The sequence below is a fragment of the Mesorhizobium sp. M1088 genome (assembly GCF_040318575.1).
GTDB lineage: Bacteria > Pseudomonadota > Alphaproteobacteria > Rhizobiales > Rhizobiaceae > Mesorhizobium.
On record NZ_JAMYMO010000006.1, the window covers coordinates 35,944 to 60,035 of the forward strand.

General features: G+C 62.8%; 23 protein-coding genes. 11 read left to right on the forward strand and 12 right to left on the reverse strand.

The annotated features are described in order from the left end of the window. Positions 1–59: 59 nt before the first annotated feature. Positions 60–290, reverse strand: a complete 231-nt coding sequence (locus NKH49_RS09740) for a hypothetical protein (protein WP_352614257.1) — start codon at positions 288–290, stop codon at positions 60–62. A gap of 255 nt (positions 291–545) precedes the next feature. On the opposite strand from NKH49_RS09740, the gene NKH49_RS09745 reads away from it, so the two are divergent. Further along, a complete protein-coding gene (locus tag NKH49_RS09745; RefSeq protein ID WP_352473087.1) occupies positions 546–1,100 on the forward strand; it encodes a DUF4142 domain-containing protein in 555 nt (184 codons plus the stop codon). Positions 1,101–1,347: 247 nt separating this feature from the next. Beyond that, the gene (locus NKH49_RS09750) at positions 1,348–1,590 is read left to right on the forward strand and encodes a polymerase (protein ID WP_352473088.1); all 243 of its coding nucleotides are present in this window, start codon (positions 1,348–1,350) and stop codon (positions 1,588–1,590) included. A gap of 105 nt (positions 1,591–1,695) precedes the next feature. Here NKH49_RS09750 and NKH49_RS09755 read toward each other — a convergent pair whose 3' ends face one another. Then, positions 1,696–2,478 carry a DUF1236 domain-containing protein gene (locus tag NKH49_RS09755; protein WP_352614255.1) on the reverse strand — a complete coding sequence of 261 codons (783 nt, stop codon included), beginning with the start codon at positions 2,476–2,478 and terminating at the stop codon, positions 1,696–1,698. A gap of 204 nt (positions 2,479–2,682) precedes the next feature. Here NKH49_RS09755 and NKH49_RS09760 point away from each other — a divergent pair, with 204 nt between their 5' ends. The 4 genes from NKH49_RS09760 (at position 2,683) to NKH49_RS09775 (ending at position 5,985) form a co-directional block, all read left to right on the forward strand. Next, the gene (locus NKH49_RS09760; protein ID WP_352614254.1) at positions 2,683–2,982 is read left to right on the forward strand and encodes a DUF1236 domain-containing protein; all 300 of its coding nucleotides are present in this window, start codon (positions 2,683–2,685) and stop codon (positions 2,980–2,982) included. A gap of 345 nt (positions 2,983–3,327) precedes the next feature. Next, positions 3,328–4,176 carry a MetQ/NlpA family lipoprotein gene (locus NKH49_RS09765; protein WP_352614253.1) on the forward strand — a complete coding sequence of 283 codons (849 nt, stop codon included), beginning with the start codon at positions 3,328–3,330 and terminating at the stop codon, positions 4,174–4,176. Positions 4,177–4,277: 101 nt separating this feature from the next. Continuing rightward, entirely contained in the window at positions 4,278–5,375 is a 1,098-nt protein-coding gene (locus NKH49_RS09770) for a methionine ABC transporter ATP-binding protein (RefSeq protein WP_502907862.1), read from the forward strand. Next, positions 5,356–5,985, forward strand: coding sequence for a methionine ABC transporter permease (locus tag NKH49_RS09775; RefSeq protein WP_352925970.1), 630 nt, complete (start codon positions 5,356–5,358; stop codon positions 5,983–5,985). The genes NKH49_RS09770 and NKH49_RS09775 overlap by 20 nt, the downstream gene beginning before the upstream one ends. 27 nt (positions 5,986–6,012) lie before the next feature. Here the strand turns inward: NKH49_RS09775 and NKH49_RS09780 are convergent, their stop codons facing one another. Genes NKH49_RS09780 through NKH49_RS09790 form a run of 3 tightly spaced genes read right to left on the reverse strand, consistent with a single transcriptional unit; the run spans position 6,013 to position 10,529 of the window. Then, entirely contained in the window at positions 6,013–6,756 is a 744-nt protein-coding gene (locus NKH49_RS09780) for a hypothetical protein (protein WP_352614251.1), read from the reverse strand. Continuing rightward, entirely contained in the window at positions 6,728–8,443 is a 1,716-nt protein-coding gene (locus NKH49_RS09785) for a hydantoinase B/oxoprolinase family protein (protein ID WP_352614250.1), read from the reverse strand. Before NKH49_RS09785 ends, NKH49_RS09780 begins: the two co-directional genes overlap by 29 nt. Before the next feature lies 1 nt (position 8,444). Further along, the gene (locus NKH49_RS09790) at positions 8,445–10,529 is read right to left on the reverse strand and encodes a hydantoinase/oxoprolinase family protein (protein ID WP_352614249.1); all 2,085 of its coding nucleotides are present in this window, start codon (positions 10,527–10,529) and stop codon (positions 8,445–8,447) included. Positions 10,530–10,747: 218 nt separating this feature from the next. Between NKH49_RS09790 and NKH49_RS09795 the strand changes: the two genes are divergently transcribed. From NKH49_RS09795 to NKH49_RS09815, 5 genes are all read left to right on the forward strand, one after another. Beyond that, entirely contained in the window at positions 10,748–11,575 is an 828-nt protein-coding gene (locus NKH49_RS09795) for a ferredoxin--NADP reductase (protein ID WP_352614248.1), read from the forward strand. A 162-nt stretch (positions 11,576–11,737) separates the two neighbouring features. Next, positions 11,738–12,787 (forward strand): deoxyribose-phosphate aldolase, encoded by a 1,050-nt coding sequence (gene deoC / locus NKH49_RS09800; protein WP_352614247.1) that lies wholly within the window; start codon positions 11,738–11,740, stop codon positions 12,785–12,787. 13 nt (positions 12,788–12,800) lie between these two features. Next, positions 12,801–15,173: an aldehyde dehydrogenase family protein gene (locus tag NKH49_RS09805; RefSeq protein WP_352614246.1), complete on the forward strand. Its 2,373-nt coding sequence runs from the start codon at positions 12,801–12,803 to the stop codon at positions 15,171–15,173. Between the two features lie 177 nt (positions 15,174–15,350). Further along, positions 15,351–16,082, forward strand: coding sequence for an SDR family oxidoreductase (locus NKH49_RS09810; RefSeq protein ID WP_352614245.1), 732 nt, complete (start codon positions 15,351–15,353; stop codon positions 16,080–16,082). Positions 16,083–16,248: 166 nt separating this feature from the next. After that, complete coding sequence (locus NKH49_RS09815) at positions 16,249–17,094, forward strand: fumarylacetoacetate hydrolase family protein (RefSeq protein WP_023677125.1); 846 nt, start codon at positions 16,249–16,251, stop codon at positions 17,092–17,094. A 105-nt stretch (positions 17,095–17,199) separates the two neighbouring features. Here the strand turns inward: NKH49_RS09815 and NKH49_RS09820 are convergent, their stop codons facing one another. From NKH49_RS09820 to NKH49_RS09850, 7 genes are all read right to left on the reverse strand, one after another. Beyond that, positions 17,200–18,198 carry an ABC transporter ATP-binding protein gene (locus NKH49_RS09820; RefSeq protein ID WP_352527632.1) on the reverse strand — a complete coding sequence of 333 codons (999 nt, stop codon included), beginning with the start codon at positions 18,196–18,198 and terminating at the stop codon, positions 17,200–17,202. Between the two features lie 15 nt (positions 18,199–18,213). After that, positions 18,214–19,272 carry a Gfo/Idh/MocA family protein gene (locus tag NKH49_RS09825; protein WP_352614242.1) on the reverse strand — a complete coding sequence of 353 codons (1,059 nt, stop codon included), beginning with the start codon at positions 19,270–19,272 and terminating at the stop codon, positions 18,214–18,216. A gap of 1 nt (position 19,273) precedes the next feature. Then, positions 19,274–19,741: a DUF4304 domain-containing protein gene (locus NKH49_RS09830; RefSeq protein WP_352614241.1), complete on the reverse strand. Its 468-nt coding sequence runs from the start codon at positions 19,739–19,741 to the stop codon at positions 19,274–19,276. Continuing rightward, positions 19,738–20,577, reverse strand: a complete 840-nt coding sequence (locus tag NKH49_RS09835) for a carbohydrate ABC transporter permease (protein ID WP_023718923.1) — start codon at positions 20,575–20,577, stop codon at positions 19,738–19,740. The genes NKH49_RS09830 and NKH49_RS09835 overlap by 4 nt, the downstream gene beginning before the upstream one ends. A 12-nt stretch (positions 20,578–20,589) precedes the next feature. Continuing rightward, positions 20,590–21,513, reverse strand: a complete 924-nt coding sequence (locus NKH49_RS09840; RefSeq protein WP_023718922.1) for a carbohydrate ABC transporter permease — start codon at positions 21,511–21,513, stop codon at positions 20,590–20,592. Between the two features lie 238 nt (positions 21,514–21,751). Further along, positions 21,752–23,011, reverse strand: a complete 1,260-nt coding sequence (locus NKH49_RS09845; RefSeq protein WP_352449606.1) for an ABC transporter substrate-binding protein — start codon at positions 23,009–23,011, stop codon at positions 21,752–21,754. A gap of 2 nt (positions 23,012–23,013) precedes the next feature. Next, a complete protein-coding gene (locus tag NKH49_RS09850) occupies positions 23,014–23,973 on the reverse strand; it encodes an N-acetylmuramic acid 6-phosphate etherase (RefSeq protein ID WP_031212743.1) in 960 nt (319 codons plus the stop codon). Positions 23,974–24,092 lie beyond the last annotated feature (119 nt).

Below are 24,092 nucleotides of genomic sequence, written 5' to 3' on the forward strand. Positions count from 1 at the left end.
CATAGTCTGTGATGAGGCTGCGGAGCGTACGCTCCGCAGCTGTATTGAAAATCGGCCGTCTAACGGCAGCGGTGGTCGAAGCTGACCGCGATATCCCGACCGTCCAGCGCCCGAACGATGAAGCCAACCAGTTCCTCGTCGGTTTGCCGGAACCAGGGAAAGCGTTTGCGCAAATCGGCTATGACGACAGTGGTCGAGAGAATGTCGCCCGAATTGTAGTCGGCCATGACGATATGAACGGCTTTGTCGGTATCAATACCGATTCCAAGCGGCGACTTGATCTGCCCCACGGAAGCCTCCACCCATCTGTCCCGGCAGACGATAGCAAGACTGCGGCAAAGCGAAAGAGCTTGTACGATTCCGTACGGTCCTACGGGTTGCGTTGCACTTTGCAGGACCCAGCCGGCGTCCTCTATTTTTGTATTTTTGTGTTATCCAAATCATTTGTTTGGCTCGCGGCGGCTGTGGCCACTGCGACCAGGCAACCTCGTCGCAGCTTCCGCGTTGAGCCATCGGAGGGATGACATCAGCCTCGGAGAACCCCCATGAAAACGCTTCTATCCATCACTGCGGCAGCGATGATGGCCGGCGCGCCTTTGGCTGTTTTTGCCCAATCGGCGACGCTGACGCCGCTGACGACCGACACCATGAGCAAGGTTGACACCGCGACATTCGTCAAGACCGTGCCCATCGCCAATACATTTGAAATCGAATCGAGCCGACTTGCGCAGACGCAGGCGACGGCTGACGATGTGAAGGCCTTCGCGGCGCAAATGGTCACGGACCATACCAAGGCCGGCGAGGACTTCAAGGCGGCGCTCAGCAAGGGGCAGACGACTTCGGCCACCGCGCCGGCCGGCCCGTCGCTGGACACCAAGCACCAGGCGCTGCTCGACCAACTCAAGGAGGCCAGCGGGGACAGTTTCCAATCGAAATATATCGACATGCAGACCCAGGCGCATAAGGAAGCGGTGGCGCTGTTTTCCGCTTACGCGAATTCCGGCGACGATCCCGCGATGAAGGAGTTTGCCAAGAAGACGCTGCCGGTGCTGCAAATGCACGAACGTCACGTCAAGGACCTCGCTGCCGCACATCAATGAGAGCGAAGAGTGCCTTTTGCAAACGAAAGGCCGCCCCACACACGGCCTATGTGACGCGGCTGTCGTCCGGCCACACGGCCGGGAACAAAGCACCGAGAGTGCCGTTATTTACCCGGCTTGTTCGGGGAGGATCCAATGGAAGGCGGCGTTCGCGGGGCGTCAAGGATAGTAGCGCCGGCTTTCGGCGCCGTCCTGGTCGCCGCTGTCACAGGCTGAAATCGCTTTCCGAACGGGACAGGCTGCCTTCATGCGCTACGGCGAGATATTTGCAAATGTTACGGCACTCATGTTGCTGGCCTTGATGATTGGCGGCGTCTTCGTCCTGTTTGGAGAGCCGCTGTGGCCGCGGCACTACGCGAGAATGGTGCTGGTTACGGATATCGATGCCATGACCACCGCGTCAGTCCGAACAAGCTGCCTGCCCAGTCCCTGCCTGCCCGACACCATCGATCATACCGTGCTCACTCCTCGCCCCGAGGACGGACCTTGATTTGCGATTTGCAGACGCTGGAGCTGGGTACGGAAAAGCCCGCCGCGCAGCTCGGGCGGCGGGCTTTTTTGGTGAATCAACCCACGGTAGACCGTCTGGCCACGACTAGGTCAGGATAATCACGATCTTGTAGGTATTCGGGTCGACGATGACGATCCGGCCGTCGGCGAGCACGAAATACTCATAGCCTTCGTAAGCCGGAACGATCTTGACGATGCGCGCCGGCAGGCGATGCAGCCGGACCTTCTTTCGCGGGACCTCGACACCGACGGAGATGTCGAAATCGACGTTGGAAACGGGTTGGACGTTCGTCTCCTTGATGACCTGAGTGATCTCTGTCTTCTGCTCAACGGTCACATTGCTGATGGAAGCGGTCGAACTCTGGTCCTGCTGGGTAGAAGTATTGCTCTGAGCCTGGTTTGTGGTCGTGGTCCCAGCCTTACCCTGAGCCTGCTGTTCGGTCTGCATCTTGGAGCTGCCCTGAGCCTGCTCGGTGGTGGTTCCAGCCTTGCCCTGGGCTTGCTCCTCGGTCTTCATCTTCGTGTTGCCCGTGGCCTGCTGGTCAGTCGTGGCGCCAGCCTTGCCTTGGGCCTGCTCTTCAGTCTTCATCTTCGTGTTGCCCGTGGCCTGCTGCTCAGTCGTAGCGCCAGCCTTGCCCTGAGCCTGCTCGCCGGTCTTCAGCTTCGGTTTGCCCTGCGCCTGTTGATCAGTGGTGGCGCCGGCCTTGCCCTGAGCCTGCTCGCCCATCTTGGCGCCGTTCTGGCAATTGGCAGTGCCGGCTGCACAATTGGCGCCGGACTGATCGTCGGTCGACTGCTGCGTCTGGGCAAGTGCGGCCCCGCAGCTGACGCTGATTGCTAACATGCTGGTGATCAGAACGCCTTTCATGAGAGATCTCCTTGGAAAATGCGTCCCTTCACCCCGCAAAACTGCGTTTAAAAAACTTTGTTCCAAACTAATGGAAGGAAACGGCAAGCGATCCGAGTGGCGGAACAAGCTCCACCTGATGACGTTACCGGCCTATAGCGACCCCGCTGCGAACGGCATGACGCGGCGCAGCGCAGAGGTGGCTCACGAGGAAAGGAGACAATCATGAGAATGCATCTTTCCGCAGCCGCGGCTGGGTTTTTGCTGCTTGCGGGTGTCGGCGCCGCTGCCGCCCAGGATGTGGTCATCGAACCGCAGCAGGAGACGATCGTACGCGAGTATGTGAAAAAGCAGCCTCTGGCGTCCGTCCAGCTCCCCGGCGTGGAGCTCAATGTCGGCTCGACCCTGCCCGATACCGTCGAGCTTCATGAAGTCCCCAACGTCAAATACCGCTACGTCGTCGTCGACAACCAGACCGTCCTGGTCGATCCAGGCACACGCAGGATCGTGAAGGTCATCCAGTGAGCAAGCGCGTCGCTTTGAAGGGACATGCGGCGCGTCTAGCATTGTCGACATCCCACACTGCTGCCCGTGTTGGGCATTCGGACGCAGAAAGGCCCGCCGTTTCGAAGCACGGCGGGCCTCATAGCGGAGACGACGTCCGGACAATTTCTGAACCAGCATTGGCTTAGAACACATGATCCCAGCACGCCCTGTGCTCGCCAGGCCCGAAACTTTGAGAGAATATTCCTGGCTTCGCATTTCGCGGGAAATACGGTGCTTTGATCCGACGGTCAGCATTCCCGATGATGCCGGCAAGGCTTGGCACTCCGCCTGGCCGCAACGACTTCAGAACCGACGGGATAGATCATGTCTGGGAACACCAACACTTTGCTCTCATTTCTCTCCGCAAGTATAAGCCGGCGCGCCGGTCTGGCTGTACTTTTCGCGTCGGCGGTTGCGATTGTCGGCCTTGCTGCGCCGTCGCTCGCCGAGGACAAGACGGCGGTCAAGGTCGGTATCATGAGCGGCGAGGACGAGGACGTCTGGCGCGTCGTCACCGCCCAGGCGGCGGAGAGGGGCCTGACAATCGAGACCGTGGTGTTCAACGACTACACCCAGCCGAATGAAGCACTCGAGCGTGGCGAAATTGACGCCAACGCCTTCCAGCACAAGCCCTATCTGGACAACCAGATCAAGACGCAGGGCTATCACATCGTCCCGGTCGGCTATACCGGGGTCTGGCCGATCGGCCTCTATTCCAAGAAGTACACGAAGATTGCCGACCTGCCCGAAGGCGCCGTCATTGGCGTGCCGAACGACCCGTCCAATGAGGGCCGCGCACTGCGCGTTCTGCAGAGCGAAGGTCTGATCAAGCTCAGGGAAGGCACCGGCATTCTGGCGACGACCACCGACATTGCCGAAAACCCGAAGAAATTGGTCGTCAAGGAGCTTGACGCCGGGATTGTCGGGCGCTCGGTGGAAGACCTCGACGGGGCCGTGGTCAACACGGATTGGGCGCTTAAAAGCGGCCTCACACCGGAGAACCGCATCGCCCAGGAGGCGGTGGCCGACAATCCCTACCGCAACTTCATCGCGGTCAAGGCCGGCAATGAAAACCAGCCCTGGGTAAAGACATTGGTCGCCTCCTACCAGAACGAAAAGGTGAAGGCGGAATTCGACCGAGTCTACAAGGGAACCGGCATCAGCGCCTATTGATGCCGAGCTCGACTTGGCGCTGAAGCCCGGCATGATAAAGCGGTCCGCGCTCCAACGCGGACCGCGATCGCGTTTTGCGGGACACCAATACAGGAACTTTCATGAACCAGCATTTCGCCACGGCTACCGAAGTCATGCATCCCGCCGGCAGCCGTTCCGCCGGACCGAACGACGTCGTGCGCCTCATCGAGCTGAAGCGCCGCTTCGGCGCGACGGCGGCGCTGGACGGCGTATCGCTCAGCGTGCGCCAGGGCGAGATCCTCGGCATCATCGGCCGGAGCGGCGCCGGCAAGTCGACGCTGATACGCTGCCTGAACGGCCTGGAGCGGCCGGATACAGGACAGGTCTTCATTGAAGGCCGCGACATCAGCCGGCTCGGCGAGCGCGAATTGCAACCGCTGCGCCGGCGTATCGGCATGATCTTCCAGCATTTCAACCTGCTGTCCGCCAAGACGGTCGAAGACAACGTAGCGCTGCCGCTCAAGATCGAAGGCCGGCCCAGGGCCGAACGCCTGGCGCGCGCTGCCGAGCTGCTCGAGCTCGTCGGCCTGTCGGAGAAGGCGAAAGCCTATCCGGCGTCGCTGTCGGGCGGGCAGAAGCAGCGCGTCGGCATTGCCCGGGCGCTTGCGGCGCGCCCGGCGCTGCTGCTGTCCGACGAAGCGACCTCGGCATTGGACCCGGAGACGACGCGCTCCATCCTCGCCTTGCTCAGGGATATCAACCGGCAGCTCGGCCTGACCATCCTGCTCATCACCCATGAGATGGAGGTGATCCGTTCGATCGCCGATCGTGTCGCGGTGATTGACGCTGGGCGGATCGTCGAGCAAGGGCCGGTGTGGTCGGTGTTTGCTGATCCGAAGTCGGCGATCACACAAAGCCTGCTCGGCGGCATCCGGCCGCAATTGCCGGCGGAGATCGCAAGCCGGCTAACGCAGAACGCCGGCCTGGAGGCGATCCTCAGGATCGACGTGGCGGGTGAGGCCGCCCGAAGCCCGCTTTTGTCCGATCTTGCCTCGGCAGTTCCCGGCTCGTTCCGCCTCGTGCATGGCGGCATCGATCACGTTCAGCAGCAGCCTGTCGGGACACTGTTCGTGGCGGTCGCCGGCAGCAATGAAGCTCACCTGGCAGAGGTGATCGCGTTCTTGAAAGCCCGCCAAGCGCGGGTAGAGGTGCTTGGCCATGTCGCCGGTTCTGTTTGAGCTTCTCGTCCGTTCGATCTGGGAAACGATCCTGATGACGGCCGCCTCCGGCCTCATCTCGCTGGTTTTCGGGCTGCCACTCGGCCTGGCGCTGGTCGCCACCGACCGCGGCGGTATCGCCGAAAACCTGTGGGTGAACCGCGCGCTCGGAGCGGTCATCAACGGCTTCCGCTCGGTGCCTTTCATCATCCTGCTGGTTGCGCTGATCCCGGTGACGCGGCTGATCGTCGGCACCTCGATCGGCACCTGGGCAGCGATTGTGCCGCTGTCGATCGCGGCGACGCCCTACTATGCCCGGATCGCCGAAGTGTCGCTGCGCGAGGTCGACCATGGGCTGATCGAGGCAGCACGCGCCATGGGCGGCAACCGCTGGACGATTATTCGAGAGGTGCTGGTGCCGGAAGCGTTGCCGGGCATCGTCGCCGGCTTCACGGTGACGCTGGTGACGCTGATCGGCGCCGGCGGCCTCGGCGACCTCGCCATCCGCTACGGCTACCAGCGCTTCGAGACGTCCGTCATGATCGCCGTTGTCATTGTGCTGATCATCCTGGTCTGCGGCATCCAGTGGGCCGGCGACCGGCTGGTCGCGAGGCTGGACCACAGAGCGTGACCGGCGAACCGCGGCCAATCAACGCCTTTAATTTCTGAGAAAGTTCAGATTGTTCTCGATGGTCTCGCTGGCCCAAGCGAGCTTTTCGCGATCGTCGGGGCGCAAGGGAGCCTCGACCGCGACGGTGAACAAGTGCCAGGCGAGACTGTCGGATAGAAGCCATGTGGTGACCTGTTCGCTGAAGATCACGTGCCCCTTATCGAGTGTCTTGATGTTGCCGGTAATCAAGTCCGCACAGTGCAACATGGCCTCGGGGTAAGGGCTATCACGCCATGCCGCTAATGCAGCTGCTACATCCATTCCGGCAAGCACTATGCCCTCCAGCCAGGGAACCGCGTTCCCTTCATCGGGATGCATGGTCATCGCTTTTCGCCAGGCAGCCTGAAACAGCTCCTCGACAGCCTGCTGTTCTTCCAACGGCCAATCGCGCCAGGAGGTCCTTTCGAGCTTTGCGGCAATCACGTTGGCGTCGAACCCCATCGAAGGTTCGCCTTGGATGGCAAGTTCAAGCACTCTCGGCAGAAAGTGCCGGTAGTCATCGACGTCGCCGACCGTCCATATGGCCGATCCGGCATAGGCGCCGAGGTTTTCACCACTGAGCTCCCGAAGCGGACCACTGGATACTCCCCGAAAGATCGATTCCAAATCCTTGTACGGCGAGCCATGCAGGTGGCGGGGCGATGGATAAGACGCGAAAGCGGCATAGACGCGTTCGACTGCGTGGGCCAGTTCAGACGAGAGATCAGCCTCCAGGGGATTTGGGTTGCTCATCCGCTACGACTCCGAACAGGTCCCTGGCTTGCTCGGCGGTATAGTACCCTAGCCTGACGTCCCGAGCGACCAATTCCGGATCCCGCTGCAACGGATCGCCGTAGCCGCCGCCGCCCGGCGTGCCGACGCGCACGCGGTCGCCTGTCTTCAGCGCGATGTCCTGTTCCTTGGAGAGGTGCTGCGGCACATGTTCCTCGCCGTTGCGGAACACGGTGACCGTGTTGACCGCGCCGTCCTTGCCGCCGAGCGCGCCTTGCGGGCCGAAGCGGCCGTGATCCATGACGAAAGAGGCGCGGGCGTCGCCGCGCAGGATCTCTACCTCATAGGCGAGCCCAAACCCGCCGCGGTGCTTGCCGGCGCCGCCCGAGCCTTCGCGCAGCGCATAATGCCGGTAGAGCACCGGGAAGGCCTGCTCCATGATCTCGACCGGCGGCGACTTGGAGATGCCGATGGTAGAGCAGCCATTGGTCAGGCCGTCGTGACCGGCATTGCCGCCATAGCCGCCGCCGGAGATCTGGTACATGACATAATCGCGGCCACGGACCGGATCGTTGCCGCCGAGCGCGAAATTGCCGCTGGAGCCAGCCGGAGCCGCCGTCACCCTGTCCGGCAGGGCCTGCACCATCGCCGCGAACACCGCCTCGGCGATGCGCTGCGAAACCTCGGCCGCGCAGCCCGACACCGGGCGCGGATATTTGGCGTCGAGGAAGGTGCCTTCCGGCCGCTTGACGATCAGCGGTTCGAAGGCGCCGGCGCTGATCGGCACATCCGGGAAAATGTGGCGCATGGCGAGATACACAGAGGACAAGGTCGTCGCCAGAACGCTGTTCATCGGCCCGGCGCAGGGCTTTGATGAGCCCGAGAAGTCGAAGCTGAGCGTGTCGCCTTTTTTCTCGACTGCCAGCGCGATGATCAGCGGCTCGTTTACCACGCCGTCTGAATCGACGAAGGCCCGCGAGCGATAGATTCCGTCGGGAATGGCCGATATGTTGACGCGCATCTGTTCAGCGGCGCGGCGCCGCAATTCGTCGATCGCTTCGACAACCGTTTCATCTCCGTAACGATCCAGGATTCCGTTAAGCCTGTCCTGGCCGATCAGCAGTGCCGCCGCCTGCGCGCGGATATCGCCAATACGCTGGTCGGCGACACGGATGTTGGAGCAGATGATGGCGTAGATCTCCGGGTCGAGCACGCCCTTCTTGAACAGTTTCACCGGCGGCAACCGCAAGCCTTCCTGCTCGACCGCCGTTGCCGAGGCGGAGAATCCGCCCGGCACCGAACCGCCAATGTCGGGCCAATGGCCGGTGTTCGACAGCCAGCAGAAGATCTTCCCCTCCCGGTAGGCCGGCATGGCGAAGCGCACATCCATGAGATGGGTGCCGCCGAGATAGGGATCATTGACGATGTAGATATCGCCCGGCTCGGGCGGCAGGCAGCGTCCGTCGGCGATCATCTCGATCACCGTTTTGGTCGAATACTGCATGACGCCGACGAACACCGGCAGGCCCTGGCTGCCTTGCGCGATCAGCGAACCATCGAGCGCCGAATAGATGCCATCCGAACGGTCATTGGCCTCGGCGATTACAGGCGAGAACGCGGCGCGCGAAAACGTCAGGTCCATTTCGTCGCAGACTTGCTGCAGGGCCGCCTGGATGACCGAAAGGGTGATGGCGTCGAGTTCTTCCATCTCAGGCCTCACCGATGTCGATGATGATGTTGCCGTCGGCATCCGATCGCGCCCGGTCGCCGGGCTCCAGCACAGTCGTCGCGTCCATCTGTTCGAGGATCGCCGGACCTTCGATTGTTGCGTCGAGCGGCAACTTTTCCCTGCTGTAGACCGGCGTGTCGTACCAGCGCCCGCCATACCAGACAGGCCGGATCTCGCGCCGCGCCTCTTCGAGCGTTTTGGCGCGCCCAGCCGGGTCGATCAGCCGGGACAGATCGATTGCCGGCCGCACGCCGGTGACCGACGTGTTGAGGTTGACCAGATTGGCGCGGATCTCGGGTAGCTCGACCTTGAAGCGGGCGAAATAGGCACTCTCGAACAGTTGCTGCAGTCCCTGGCGTGTCACCGCAGACGACGGCAGCGACACGTTGATGATATGCGTCTGGCCGACGAACTGCATGTCGGCGGAATGCGTGACCCGGATCATTTCCGGCTTCACCGCTTCCTTGCCGATCAGCTCCTCGCCTTCGTTTCGGTGCCGTTCCAATGTCTCGTGGAGTTGGATTTCATCGAGACTGGCCACCGGCTGGTTGACTGTATTGACGAAATCATGGCGCAGATCGGCGACGACGCAGCCGAGCGCATTGGTGATGCCCGGCCGCGCCGGCACCAGCACCTTGGGCAGGCCGAGCTCGCGCGCCAATGCCGTCGCATGCAGCGGCCCGGCGCCGCCGAAGGCGAACAGCGCGAAATCGCGCGGGTCGTGGCCACGCGACACCGAGACCATGCGGATGGCGCCGGCCATCCTCATGTTGCCGAGCCGCAACACCGCACCCGCTGCCTCGACGCCGGACAGGCCGGTAGGTCGGCCGATCCTGTCCTCGAATATGCCGGTGACGCGTTCGACGGTGACCGGGTTTTCCACCGCGAGCAGCTTCTTCGGCGCCAGCCTGCCGAGCACCAGATTGGCGTCGGTGATGGTCGGCTCCAAGCCGCCGCGTCCGTAGCAGATTGGCCCGGGATTGGCGCCGGCGCTTTCCGGGCCGATCTGGATCAGGCCGGCCGCATCGACGCGGGCGATCGAGCCGCCGCCGGCGCCGACCGTATGCACCGCCACCATTGGCACGTGGATCGGCATCGCATATTCGATCTCGATCTCGTTCGACACCGCCGGCTCGGCGTTGCGGATCAGCGCCACGTCGGTCGAGGTGCCGCCCATGTCATAGGTGACCAGGTTTTCGAAGCCGGCGCGTTTTCCGGTATAGGCGGCAGCGATGACGCCGGAAGCGGGGCCGGACATGACGGTCTTGGCCGACTCACGTGTGACAAAGCGGGCCGAGATCATGCCGCCATTGCCGTTCATGATCAGGAAGTCGCGGGCGTAGCCTTTTGACGCCAGCTCCTTGCGCAGCCGCTCGACATAGCGTTCGAGGATCGGTTGCACCGAAGCGTTGACCGAAGCGGTCACCCCGCGCTCGAATTCGCGCGCTTCCGAAAGCAGGGCGTGGCCTGTCGTGATGTAGCCGTTCGGCCAAAGCTCGGCCGCGATCTCGGCGGCGCGCCGCTCATGCGCCGGGTTGGCATAGGAATGCAGGAAATGGATGACCAGGGATTCGCAGCCGGCTGCGATCAGTTGTGAAATCGCTGTCCGCATCTCGGCCTCGTCGAGCGGGATGCGCACCGCGCCCGAGGCCTCGACCCGCTCCGACACTTCGAGCCGCAGATTGCGCGGAATGATCGGGACGAACGTGCCCGTCATGCCATAGGCCTGCGGCCGTGTCCGCCGGCCAAGCTCGATGACGTCGCGAAAGCCGCGCGTGGTGATCATGCCGGTCTTGGCCAGCCGGCGCTCCAGGACCGCGTTGGTGGTAGTCGTCGTGCCGTGCACGATGAGGTCGATGCCGTCGACCGGAAAGCCGGTGGCGCCAAGTGCTGCAACGACGCCGAACGCCTGGTTGTCGACTGTCGTCGGGGTCTTGGCGATGTGAACCCGGCCACCGTCACGGCCGTCGATCAGAAGCAGGTCGGTAAAAGTTCCACCGACATCGATGCCGGCGACGACGCCGCCAGTTGAATCCAGCGCTTGCGCCGAAAAATTCTGTCCCATTGTCGAAACCCGAAATGCCCGAACTGCCTAGATGCCTTAGTTTGGAAAGCTGTTTTACGGTGGCGTCTTGACGCAAATATCGTTTGTATACTAATAAATTCCGGACACAAGAGCTTACCGCTTCGGAGTGTGCAAACGGCACGCTGGAACCTGACCGGTTCGGGCGCGCAGGTGGAGATTTGGCGCCGGCGCTGAGCCGGCCCAGAAGGTTAGGTTTGATGAACACCACATCCGCGTTCAACACAGCCGGCGCCCGGCCGCTGCAGTTCCCGATACCGGCCAATGTCTATGCCGAAACCGTGGTCTCGGTGAAGCATTATACCGACCGGCTGTTTTCGTTCCGCATCACCCGGCCGCAGTCGCTGCGCTTCCGCTCCGGCGAATTCGTCATGATCGGCCTGCCCAATGCCGAGAAGCCAGTGTTCCGCGCCTATTCGATCGCCAGCCCGTCCTGGGACGACGAACTCGAATTCTTCTCGATCAAGGTGCCGGACGGCCCGCTTACCTCGGAGCTGCAGAAAATCGGGATCGGCGATACAGTCATCATGCGGCAGAAGTCGACCGGCACGCTGGTGGTCGACGCGCTGACGCCGGCCAAGCGCCTGTTCATGATCTCGACAGGTACCGGCATCGCACCCTTCGCCAGCCTGCTGCGCGATCCCGACACCTATGAGAAGTTCGAGCAGGTGGTCCTGACCCATACCTGCCGCGACAATGCCGAGCTCACCTACGGCCAGGAGCTGGTGGCCGCACTGGAGAACGATCCGCTGATCGGCGAACTGACCGGCGGCCGCGTCACGCTCTACAATTCGACGACGCGCGAGACCTCCGAGCGCATGGGCCGCATTACCGCGCTGATCGGCTCGGGCAAATTCTACACCGATCTCGGCATTGACAAGCTCAATCCCGAGACCGACCGCATCATGATCTGCGGCTCGATGCATATGCTCAAGGACGTCAAGGAACTGGCCGAAAGCCTCGGCTTCCAGGAAGGCTCGCTGCACCATCCGGCAAGCTTCGTCGTCGAGCGCGCCTTCGTCGGCTGAGACGCGCAGTTCAGCGTCCACTGGTTCGAGACCCTGATTTTGATCATGCGGTCAAAAATCGGCTGCCTTGACTGTCTTTTTCCGCTATGACCGCTTGAAGGACTCGTGAAGCGCTGCTTCACGGTCTATCTTCGGCATAAGTCGCTGAACAAGGGGCAGGAGATGAGCAGCACAATCCGCGAAACCGACGTCGGCACATCGAAGGTCACGCCGCTGCCGGCGCGCGCCGCCGCCAATGCACCAATCCCGCAAGCCCATGGCATTGCTCGCAATCCCGGCATGAGGCTCGATCTCGGCTTCATGGAATCGATGCGCGGCGTCAACCGCTCGGCGCTGGAACGCCGCGTCGCCAGCCTGACCAAAAGACGCTCGATAAAGGCCGATAACCAGGCCGCCTGGCTGCTGCGCGCCGTCGCCTGCATGGACCTGACGACGCTGAACTCGAACGACACGGAAGAGCGCGTGCGCAGGCTCTGTGCCAAGGCGGTCAACCCGTTCCGCCGCGACGTCGTCGAGGGGCTGGGCATTACTGGTGAAAAGATCCGCCCGGCGGCGGTCTGCGTCTATCATCCCTTCGTCGCCACCGCCGTAGAAGCGCTGCGCGGCAGCGGCGTCCATGTCGCCGCCGTTTCGACCGCCTTCCCGCATGGCCTTGCACCGCTTTCTACGCGCCTGCAAGAGATCGAAGCATCGGTCCGCGACGGCGCCGACGAGATAGACGTCGTCATCCCGCGCGGCCTGGTATTCGGGGCGAAATGGCAGGAGCTCTATAACGAGATTGTCTCGATGCGCGCCGCTTGCGGCGAGGCCCATCTGAAGGTGATCCTCGGCACCGGCGACCTCGCGACGCTGCGCAACGTCATGCTCGCCTCGATGGTGGCGATGATGGCGGGTGCAGATTTCATCAAGACCTCGACCGGCAAGGAAAGCGTCAACGCGACGCTGCCGGTCGGCCTTGCCATGGTGCGCGCCATCCGCGCCTATTTCGAGGAAACCGGCTATCTCATCGGCTTCAAGCCGGCCGGTGGCATTTCCACGGCAAAAGCCTCGCTCGACTGGCTGGTGCTGATGAAAGAAGAACTGGGCCGGCCGTGGCTGGAGCCGGAGCTGTTCCGCTTCGGAGCATCGAGCCTTTTGACCGACATCGAGCGCCAGCTCGAGCATCATCTGACCGGCCACTACTCGGCCAATCATCGCCACGCGATGGCGTGATTCGGAGCGCGCCATGAACATTCTCGAACGCTATCACGCCATGGAATACGGCCCGGCGCCGGAGGCGCGCAACGAGGCGGATGCGTGGCTTGCCGCGCGGGATTTCGGCAAAGCGCTGTTTATCGGCGGCGACTGGAAGGCAGCCAGCGGAGGCAAAACCTTCGACACCAGCGATCCGTCCTCGGGAAAGCTGCTGGCCAAGGTGTCGGATGCCGGTGCCGCCGATATCGACGCGGCGGTTGCGGCGGCCACAAAAGCGCTGCCGAAATGGAGCGCCAGCACCGGCTACAGCCGAGCCAAAGTGCTCTATGCCATCGGCCGCGCCATGCAGCGCCACCAACGGCTGTTCGCGGTGCTGGAATCGATCGACAATGGCAAGCCTATCCGCGAAAGCCGCGACATCGACGTGCCGCTGGCGATCCGCCATTTCATCCATCATGCCGGCTGGGCGCAGGCGCTGGACAGGGATTTTCCCGGCCACAAGGGCGTCGGCGTCGTCGGCCAGATCATCCCGTGGAACTTCCCGCTCTTGATGCTCGCTTGGAAGATCGCGCCGGCGCTCGCTGCGGGCTGCACCGTGGTGCTCAAACCCGCGGAATTCACGCCGCTCACCGCGATCCTGTTTGCCGAGATCTGCGGACGCGCCGGCGTGCCGAAGGGCGTCGTCAACATCGTCCAGGGCGGGCCGGAGGCGGGCGCAGCCATCGTCAACCATCCCGGCGTCCAGAAGATTGCCTTCACCGGTTCGTCCGAGGTCGGCAAGATCATCCGCAAGGCCACTGCCGGCTCGGGCAAAAAACTGTCGCTGGAGCTTGGCGGCAAGTCGGCATTCGTCGTTTTCGAGGATGCCGACCTCGACAGCGCCGTCGAGGGTCTGGTCGACGGCATCTGGTTCAACCAGGGCCAGGTGTGCTGTGCCGGCTCGCGCCTTCTGGTGCAAGAAGGCATCGCCGACGCCTTCATCGCCAAGGTCAAGACGCGGATGAGCCGGCTGCGCATCGGCAGTCCGCTCGACAAGAACACCGATATCGGCCCGCTGGTCGATTTGACTCAGCTCGATCGCGTCAAGGGCCTGATCGCCGAAGGCGCCAAGCAGGGCGCGATCTGCTGGCAGCCGGACTCGGCACTGCCCGCCGCGGGCTATTACCATCTGCCAACGCTGGCGACCGGTGTTTCGCCGGCTAACATCTTGGCACAGGAAGAGGTGTTCGGGCCGGTGCTCGCCACTATGACCTTCCGCAACACCGAGGAAGCGATCGAGCTCGCCAACAACACACGCTATGGCCTGGCCGCTTCGGTGTGGAGCGAGAACATCAATCTTGCCCTGCACGTCGCGCCGCAATTGAAGGCCGGCGTCGTCTGGGTCAACGGCACCAATATGTTCGACGCCTCCTGCGGCTTTGGCGGCTACCGCGAGAGCGGCTTTGGCCGCGAAGGCGGGCGCGAGGGCATGTTCGAATATCTCTCGGCAAAACTGCCGCTCGGCCCGATCATCAAACCGGCAACGTCTTCGGCCCGACCTGTCGAGCAGGCGGAAGGTGGCGCCATCGACCGCACGGCAAAGCTGTTCATCGGCGGCAAGCAGGTCCGGCCGGACGGCAATTATTCCTTCGCCATCGCCAGCGCCAAGGGCAAGCTTGCCGGCGAGATCGGTCTCGGCAACCGCAAGGATATCCGTGACGCCGTCGCGGCCGCGCGCGCCTGCAAGTCGTGGCCGGAGGCGACCGCCTACAACCGCAGCCAGGTACTCTACTACGTGGCCGAAAACCTTTCCGGCCGCGCAGACGAGTTTGCCGCCCGTTTGACCCAGCTCACCGGCGCGACCGCCAAGGCGGCGCGTGACGAGGTCGCGCTGTCGATCGAGCGCCTTTTCCTCTATGCCGGCTTGGCCGACAAATTCGAGGCCCGCGTCCACCAGCCGCCGGCCCGCGCCGTCACATTGGCGCTGCACGAGCCAGTCGGCGTCGTCGGCATCATCGCGCCGGATAATGCGCCTCTGCTTGGCCTGATCTCGCTGGTGGCGCCGGCGCTTGCCATGGGCAACACCGTAGTCGCAGTGCCATCCGAAAAATACCCGCTGCTTGCCACCGACCTCTACCAGGTCATCGAATATTCCGACGTTCCGGCAGGCGCCATCAATATCGTCACCGGCCGTAGCGCCGAGCTTGCCGGCGTATTGGCCAAGCATGACGATGTCGACGGGCTCTGGGTGTTCGCCGACGCCGAGACTTGCGCCAAGGCCGAGGCCGAGTCCATCGGCAATCTCAAACGCGTCTGGACCGGCAACGGCCACAGCCTCGACTGGCCCTCGAACGAAGCAGCCGGCGATGCCTTGCTGCGCCGTGCGATCGAGGTCAAGAACGTCTGGGTGCCCTACGGCGACTGAGTGTCCCGGAGGGACGTCCGGGCTTGACGGGCCAACAAATGTTCTTTACCGAGAAAAAACATTTGGCCGGCAGGCGAATATCGAAACAGGCGGGATGGTAGTGCCCGGCTGGCACATTGCGCCCCGGCCTAATGCCGGTAAAAAGCCGAACGATCACAGACGGGCGAGGAGAGAAGCATGGCGGATCTGACAGGCAAGGTCGTTGTCGTCACGGCGGCGGCGCAAGGCATCGGCCGGGCGAGCGCGCTGGCGTTCGCCAAGGCCGGCGCCGTCGTCCATGCCACCGACATTAACGAGGTGGTGCTCGCCGACCTCGGCAAGACGCCCGGTATCAAGACCCGCAAGCTCGACGTGCTGAACGACGAGGCGGTGAACGCCGCGTTTGCCGAGATCGGCGCCGTCGACGTGCTGTTCAACTGCGCCGGCTTCGTCCATTCCGGCTCGATCCTCGAGATGAAGGACGGCGATCTCGACTTTGCCTATGATCTCAATGTCCGCTCGATGATCCGCACCATCCGCGCCGTGCTGCCCGGCATGCTGGAGCGCGGCGACGGCTCGATCATCAACATGGCCTCGCTGGCCAGTTCGACCAAGGGCGTGCCGAACCGCTTCGTATATGGCCTAACCAAGGCAGCCGTCATCGGCCTGACCAAGTCGGTCGCCGCCGACTATATCGGCAAGGGCATACGCTGCAATGCGATCTGTCCGGGCACGGTCGAAAGCCCGTCGCTGCAGGACCGCATGCATGCGCAGGGCGACTACGAAGCAGCTCGCGCCGCCTTCATCGCCCGCCAGCCGATGGGCCGCCTCGGCACGCCCGAGGAAATCGCCGACCTCGCCGTCTATCTGGCCGGCGCCACCTATACGTCGGGGCAGGCTTATAATATCGACGGTGGCTGGTCGATCTAAGAGGCCATTTGAAAACCCTACTCCGCCGGGCGCCTGACGCGGCTTTCTGCGCTTCCGGTGCTCACGTACTTTAAGTACGCTCCGCTCCGGTTCTCGAAACCCACGCCATTCGCCGCAGCGGAGCGAGTTTGCAAACGGCCTCTGGTCGCAACTGGGAGAAAACTGCATGAAACTGCTGCGCTATGGCGAGGCGGGGAGCGAACGCCCCGGCCTGCTCGATGCGGATGGAACGATCCGCGACCTCTCCGCCCATGTCACCGACATTGCCGGCAAGACGCTCGATCCGGCATCGCTTGAGACATTGTCGAAGCTCGATCCGAAAACGCTACCGGCGGTTTCCGGCAAGCCACGCATCGGCGCCTGCGTCGCCGGCACCGGCAAATTCATCTGCATCGGTCTCAACTATTCCGACCATGCTGCCGAAACCGGCGCCACCGTGCCGCCGGAGCCGATCATCTTCATGAAGGCAAGCTCGGCTATTGTCGGGCCGAACGACGACGTGCTGATCCCGCGCGGCTCGGTGAAGACCGACTGGGAGGTCGAGCTCGGCGTGGTGATCGGCAAGACTGCGAAGTATGTCACCGAGGCCGAGGCGCTGGATTATGTCGCCGGCTATTGCGTCGCGCACGACGTCTCCGAGCGCGCCTTCCAGGCCGAGCGCCAGGGCCAGTGGACCAAGGGCAAGTCCTGCGACACGTTCGGGCCGATCGGCCCGTGGCTGGTGACCAAGGACGAGATCAAGGACCCGCAGAACATCCCGATGTGGCTGACGGTCAACGGCAAGACCATGCAGAACGGCTCGACCAAGACCATGGTCTTCGGCGTCGCTTATCTCGTCTCCTATCTCAGCCAGTTCATGTCGCTGCACCCGGGCGACATCATCTCTACCGGCACGCCGCCCGGCGTCGGCCTCGGCATGAAGCCGCCGGTCTTCCTGAAGCCCGGCGACGTGGTCGAGCTCGGTATCGAAGGGCTGGGCATCCAGAAGCAGACGTTCAAGGCGGATTTGTAGGCGCCGCTTTGCCTTCTCCCCTGGGGGCTAGCGTGCGCACACATCGGCTTCGGAGAGGTGTGCGCACGCTAGCCCACAAGGGGAGAAGGGGAGTCGGCACCTGCGCTATTTCAGCACCTTCCCATCGGCCCCAAACCGGTATGTCTTTGCCGGATCCGGCGTCGCGTAGAGCGTGGCACCCGGTTCGGCGTTATAGACGCCGAAGATGCGCACTGTGATCAAGCCGGCCTTCTCGCAGTCGAGATAGAGATTGGTGTCGGCGCCAAGGTGCTCGGCATGGACGACCGTGCCTTTCCAGGCGCCGGATTTCGGATCGACGGTCAGGTGCTCGGGGCGGACACCGATGGTCTTGGCCGTCTCGCCAAGCCTGGCCCCGTCGACGAAGTTCATCTTCGGTGAGCCGATGAAGCCGGCGACGAATTCATTTGCCGGCGAATTGTAAAGCTCCATCGGTCCGCCGATCTGCTCGATCTTTCCCGCGTTCAGCACGACGATCTTGTCGGCCAGTGTCATCGCCTCGACCTGGTCGTGGGTGACATAGATCATCGTGGCCTTCAGCCGGCGATGCAATTGCGCGATCTCCAGCCTGGTGTTGACGCGCAGTGCGGCGTCGAGGTTCGACAGCGGCTCGTCGAACAGAAAAAGCTTGGGCTCACGCACCACGGCGCGGCCGATGGCGACGCGCTGGCGCTGGCCGCCGGACAACTCGGCCGGCCGCCTCGAGAGGTAGGGCTCCAGCGACAGCATCGAGGAAGCGATGCCGATGCGGCGGTCGATCTCGGCCGCCGGCGTGCCCGCCTGCTTGAGGCCGAGGCCCATATTGTTCTTCACAGTCAGATGCGGATAGAGCGCATAGGTCTGGAACACCATGGCGATACCGCGCTTGGCCGGCGGCGTGGCGGAGACGTCCGCCCCGTCGATCACCACGCGGCCCGAGGTCGAGTCCTCCAGCCCGGCAATGACCCTGAGCAGCGTCGACTTCCCGCAGCCGGATGGACCGACGAAGACGACGAACTCGCCATCCGTCACCTCGAGGTTGATGCCCTTCAGCACCTCGACCGGCCCGAAGGCTTTTTTCACGTTCTCGATGTTCAGCGAGCCCACGGCTTCGTCCCTGTTCTAGAGTTTCACGGCGAGGCCGCTGCGCACGCTCTCGTCTGCGGCAAGGCAGACGGCGAGCGACTTCACCGCGTCGTCCATGTGGCGGGTCAAGTCCAGATCCTCGCGGATCGCCTTCAGCACAAACGCCTGTTCCAGGTCGCAGAGGTCCTGATGGCCGGGCTCGCCTTGCATCGACAGCATTTCGTCCGGTTTCGCGAACTTGCCGTCGGCGCCGGTCGCCGCACTATGCAGGCGGATGGTCGAGGTCTTGGTGTGGGTGTCGATGTCGTCGGACCTGACACCCTCCTTCATGACGATCGACACGCAGCCATTGGGCGAGATCACGTCTTTCACGAAGAAAGCCGTCTCCGAAATCATCGGCCCCCAGCCGGCCTCGTACCAGCCGACCGAACCGTCGTCGAATAGCACCTGCAGATGACCGTAATTGTACATTGACGGCGCGATCTCGTCGCTCAGCCTGAGTCCCATACCGCGCACCTCGACTGGTCTGGCGTCGGTGATCTGCAGCATCACGTCGAGATAATGCACGCCGCAATCGACGATCGGCGACGTCGTCTGCATCAACTGCTTGTGCGTCTCCCAGGTATGTCCGGAGGATTGCTGGTTGAGGTTCATGCGGAACACGTAAGGGCCGCCGAGCTTCCGCGCCTCGGCAATCAGCCTGATCCAGGACGGATGGTGGCGCAGGATATAGCCGATCACCAGCTTTTTTTTGCCGTTGGCCTTGGCGGCGGCGACGACGCGCTCTGCATCTGCGACGGTGGTTGCCAGCGGCTTTTCGAGGAAGACGTGGCAGCCGGCCTCGAACGCCTTGACGGCATAGTCAGCATGGCTGTCGGAATAGGTGGCGATGCAGGCGACATCGGGCTTTTCGTCGCGTAGCGCCTCGTCGAAGGAACGCCGGATGGCGTAGGTCGAAAGCCCTTCCGGCAGCGGCACATCGGAGCGGTTGACCAGCGCGGCGATCTGGAATCCCGGATTGGTGTGATACGCCAACGCATGGCTGCGCCCCATATTGCCGAGGCCGGCGATGACAACGCGAAGGGGTTGGTCCATTTCAGTTTGCCTTTAGTAGAGCGCGGGCTTTCAGGTCCATCCTAATACTCGATCCATACTCACTGGCGATCTGCAGAGCAGCCTTTTCGCTTTCACAACGTGCCAGAAGTCCGAACCCGTATGTATCGACTCCCTCTTTGATCAGAGAAGACCTCCGGTCGTCCGGCAACGGACGATCCAGATCCAGCGCCTCGGTGAATGCCTTGGATTGCTCGCTAACCATCAGGGAGTTGACACGCCAGACGATATGACAGTTGTATTCCTTCGGTCGACGCTCGATCCCGAACCGAGTCAGCCAGACAGCTGCATTGAGATAGAACTGCGGTCCCCAGGCAGACTTCTGAAGGTTAAGCAGACAGACCGTTTCCGGCCATTCGCGATAATAGTTTGTTTTGCGAACGCCGCGGAATCTGTGGCGGATTGCCGACTCGGTGAGGCCTCGACTGATCGCGTCCCGACCCTCACTCACTTGACCGCTCCCGAAGTGATGCCGCGGATCAGCTGCCGCGAGAAGATGACGTAGAGGATCAGCACCGGCATGATCGCCAGCGACAGTGCCGCCAGGATGGCATTCCAGTTGGTGACGAACTGGCCGAGGAACAGTTGCGCGCCGAGCGTCACCGTCTTGGTTTCCTCCGACGGCGCCAGGATCAGCGGGAACCACAGATCGTTCCAGATCGGGATCATGGTGAAGACGGCGACCGTTGCCATAGATGGCCTGACCAGCGGCAACACCAGGCGGAAGAAGATGGTGTATTCCGATAGCCCGTCGATGCGGCCGGCGTTCTTCAGGTCGTCGGAGACCTGCTTCATGAATTCCGACAGGATGAAGACGGCAAGCGGCAGGCCCTGCGCCGTGTAGACCAGGATCAGCGCCGTCAGCGTGTTGACCAGCCCGCTCGCCACCATCAGCTGCAGGATGGCGACGGTGCCGAGGCGGATCGGGATCATGATGCCGAGCGCCAGATAGAGCCCCATCAGCGAATTGCCGCGGAAGCGGTATTCCGACAGCGCGAAGGCAGCCATGGCGCCGAACAAAAGCACGAAGAACAGCGAGGCGACGGTGACGACAAGGCTGTTCTGGAAATAGTGGATGAAATCGCCCTGGCCGATCACCGTGGTGTAGCCGATCAGGTCGAAGGTCCCTGGCGTCGGCGGCGTCAGCGGCGCGCCGAAAATCCCTGCGCGCGATTTGAACGAATTCATGATCACGAGGATGACCGGAAAAAGCGCGATTGCGGTGTAGGTCAGAAGGATCGCATGCGCGCCGATGGTGCGGGGCAGCGAGCGGGTTGCGGTGCTCATGGTCGCGCTCCCCTAAAACTGGTAGCGACGCAAGCGCGTCTGTACGAGGAACAGATAGACGCAGACGCCGCCGAGGATGATCAGGAACATCATCGTGGCGATCGCCGCGCCCATGTTGGGATCGCCGACCTGCAGCTGGAAACCGAAGAAGGCGCGGTAGAGGAAGGTGCCGAGAATATCCGTTGAATAGTTCGGCCCGGCCAGCGCGCCTTGCGCGGTGTAGATCAGGTCGAAAGCGTTGAAGTTGCCGACGAAGGTCAGGATCGAGATGATGCCGATCGACGGCAGGATGAGCGGCAGCTTGATCTTCCAGAACTGCGCCATCCCAGTGATGCCGTCGCATTCGGCCGCTTCGATCACCTCTTCGGGAATGGACAGCAGTGCCGCATAGATCAGCATCATCGGGATGCCGACGAACTGCCACACCGAGATCAGGCTGAGCGCGGTCAGCGCATATTGCGCCTTGCCGAGCCAGGGCGTGAACAGGCTTTTCAGGCCGACAAGGTCCATCATATGCGGCGCCACGCCCCATAGCGGCGACAGGATCAGCTTCCAGGCGAAGCCGACGATGACGAAAGACAGGATCGTCGGCACGAAGATCGCCGTGCGGTAGAAGGCGGAAAACCGTAGCCTGGGGCTGGACAGAAGTGCGGCCAAAAGGACGCCGATCGGGTTCTGCACCAGCATGTGGATGATGAAGAACCAGACATTGTTCCTGAGCGCGTTCCAGAAATTGACCGACCAGTTGGGATCACCGAACAGCATGCGGAAATTTTCCAGTCCGACGAAGACCTGCGACTGGTTGATGTTGCGGAACAGCGACAGCTGCAGCGTGCCGGCCAGCGGCAGGATCATGATCGCCGTATAGACCAGCAGCGCCGGCGCCAGGAAAACGCCGATATGCCAACGGAACGGTCTTTTCGGTGCTGCGGCCATGCGTTCGGTCCCCGCCGATCAGGTCTTGCTATTGCCGCCAAAGGGCGCGGCGCCTCCCTCCCCCTCGAGGGGAGGGTACCTCGCAAAGCGAGGCGGGTGGGGTCGGCAGAGGAGCACGCCATCGTCGTTCGACCGTGCTTTCCAGCAGCGATCAAGCCGCAGTCTGCCTCGACCGACCCCCTCTGTCGCCTTCGGCGACATCTCCCCCTCGAGGGGGGAGACAACGCTTCGCCGCGCTTTACTTCGCCGGCTTGTACCAGCTGTCGAGGCCGTCCTGCAGCTTCTTGGCGGCAGCTTCCGGCGTGTCGGTGCCGTTGATGACGTTGGCCGATTCAACCCACGTCTCGTTTTCGAGGTTCGGCGTGCCGCGCGACAGGATCTGGTAGGTCGAGCGGATCGTCGACTTGCACTTGCCGCGCCAGGAGACGAATTCCTGGGCCAGCGGGTCTTCCATCTTCACCGGGGTGTTGTTCAGGCTGAAGAAGCCCGGCAGCGCGTTGGCGTAGATGGTGGCGAAATCCGGCGAGGCCACCCAGGACAGGAAGGTCTTGGCCGCATCCGCGTTCTTCGAGGCCGCATTGAGGCCCATGCCGATGTCGGTGTGGTCGGAGATGTAGCAGGTGTCGCCGGCCTTCTGCACCGGCGGCGGGAAGGCGCCCATCTTGAACTGCGCCTGCGTGTTGAACAGGCCGATCTCCCACGAGCCGGCCGGGTAGATGGCGGCGCGACCGAGCGTGAACAGGTTCTGGCTGTCCGGATAGGTCTGCGCCTCGAAGCCGTCGCCGAGGTAGTCCTTCCACTTGGCCAGTTCCTTGAAGGGCTCGACCCACTGCGGATCGGTCAGCTTCTGCTCGCCCTTGATCAGCGCCAGGCGGCCTTCCTCGCCCTTCCAGTAGTTCGGGCCGATGTTCTGGTAGCCCATGGTCGCCGCTTCCCAGAGATCCTTGGTGCCCATCGCCATCGGGATGTAGGTGCCGTCGGCCTTGATCTTGTCGAGCGCGGCGAAGAATTCGTCGCGCGTCTCCGGCACCTTGATGCCGAGCTTGTCGAAGGCGTCCTTGTTGTAGATGAAGCCATGGATGACGGAGGCCATCGGCACGCAGAAACTCGACTTGCCGTCGTCGGTCTGCCAGGCAGCCTTGGCGACGTCGGAGAAGTTCTCCATGCCGGGCAGGGTCGAGATGTCGGCGAGGTTGCCCTTCTTGAAGAGTTCCAGCGACTTGTCGAACGGGCGGCAGGTGATCAGGTCGCCGGCCGAGCCGGCGGCGAGCTTGGCGCCGAGGGCGGCGTCATATTCGGTCGGCGCCGACGGCGCGAACACCACCTTGATGCCCGGGTTCTTGGCTTCGAAGGCCGGGATCAGCTTGTCCTTCCAGATGGCAAGGTCGTCGCCGCGCCAGCTTTCGATGTTGAGCGTTACGTCGTCGGCATAAGCCACCCCGGCGGAGCCGAGAATGCTGGTGCCGAGAAGAAGTGCCGTCAGTAGCTTCGTTGTCATGCTCAGTCTCCCTGTTGACCTTTTTCAGGTTCGGTTTTGATGAGAACAGAGGCATTGCGCCCCTTGCTCCCCTCGATCGCGGAAAGGGCCGGCCGCAGCTTGTGGCCAGTCCCTTCCAATATCTTCTCGGCTGCATCGGCGCTGGCGGCGCCGGCGGCGAGCAGAATAGCGGTCTTGACGACGCCGCCGCTCCTTTCGAGCAGGCGCGCCGCCTCGTCCTTGTCGCGCCCGCTGACGGCGGCGACGATGCGTGCGGCGCGGTCGCGCAGCTTGATGTTGTCGGCCATGAGGTTGACCATGTAGCCGTCATGGACATGGCCGAGATGGATGGCGGCGAGCGTCGACAGCATGTTGAGCGCGATCTTCTGGGCGGTGCCTGCGCCCATGCGCGTTGAGCCGGCAATCAGCTCCGGCGGCGTTTCGAGCAGGATGGCGATGTCGGCCAGCCGCAACAGCGGCGCATCCCTGTTGTTGGCGATGGCAATGGTCGCCGCACCGCGGCGCCTGGCGTCCTCGATCGCCCTGACTGCATAAGGTGTCGAGCCGCTGGCCGAGACGGCGATCAGGCAGTCGCCCTTGCCGATACGGGCGGCGGCAACTGCTGCCGAAGCTTCCTCGGTGTCGTCCTCCGGCCCGCCGGCCAGTGTCTTGAAGGCCTCGTCGCCGCCGGCGATCAGGATGGCGATGCGGTCGCGTTGGATGCCGAAAGTGCCCGGCAGCTCAAGCGCGTCGGCCAGTGCCATCAGGCCCGAACTGCCGGCAGCCGCATAGGCGAGCTTGCCGCCGCTTTTCAGTCTGCTTGCGATGATTTCGGCTGCCGCGGCAATGGCAGGAATGGCGCCGTGCACGGCCTTGGCGGCCTCAATCTGTGCGTTGGCCAAAGAGGAAAGGACGGCTTCCGGGGCCTGGATATCCAGTCCCTCGGCATTCTGGTGAAGCGCTTCGGTGCGCGTTTCGGCCATCCGCTTTCCTCCAATCGAGAAAACCATACCAAAAAAATACCACTTGTCCACACGCATTAATGAAATCCTTGCGGCAGTGCAGGCATGCGAACGAAATCGGTTGATTTTCCAACAAACTA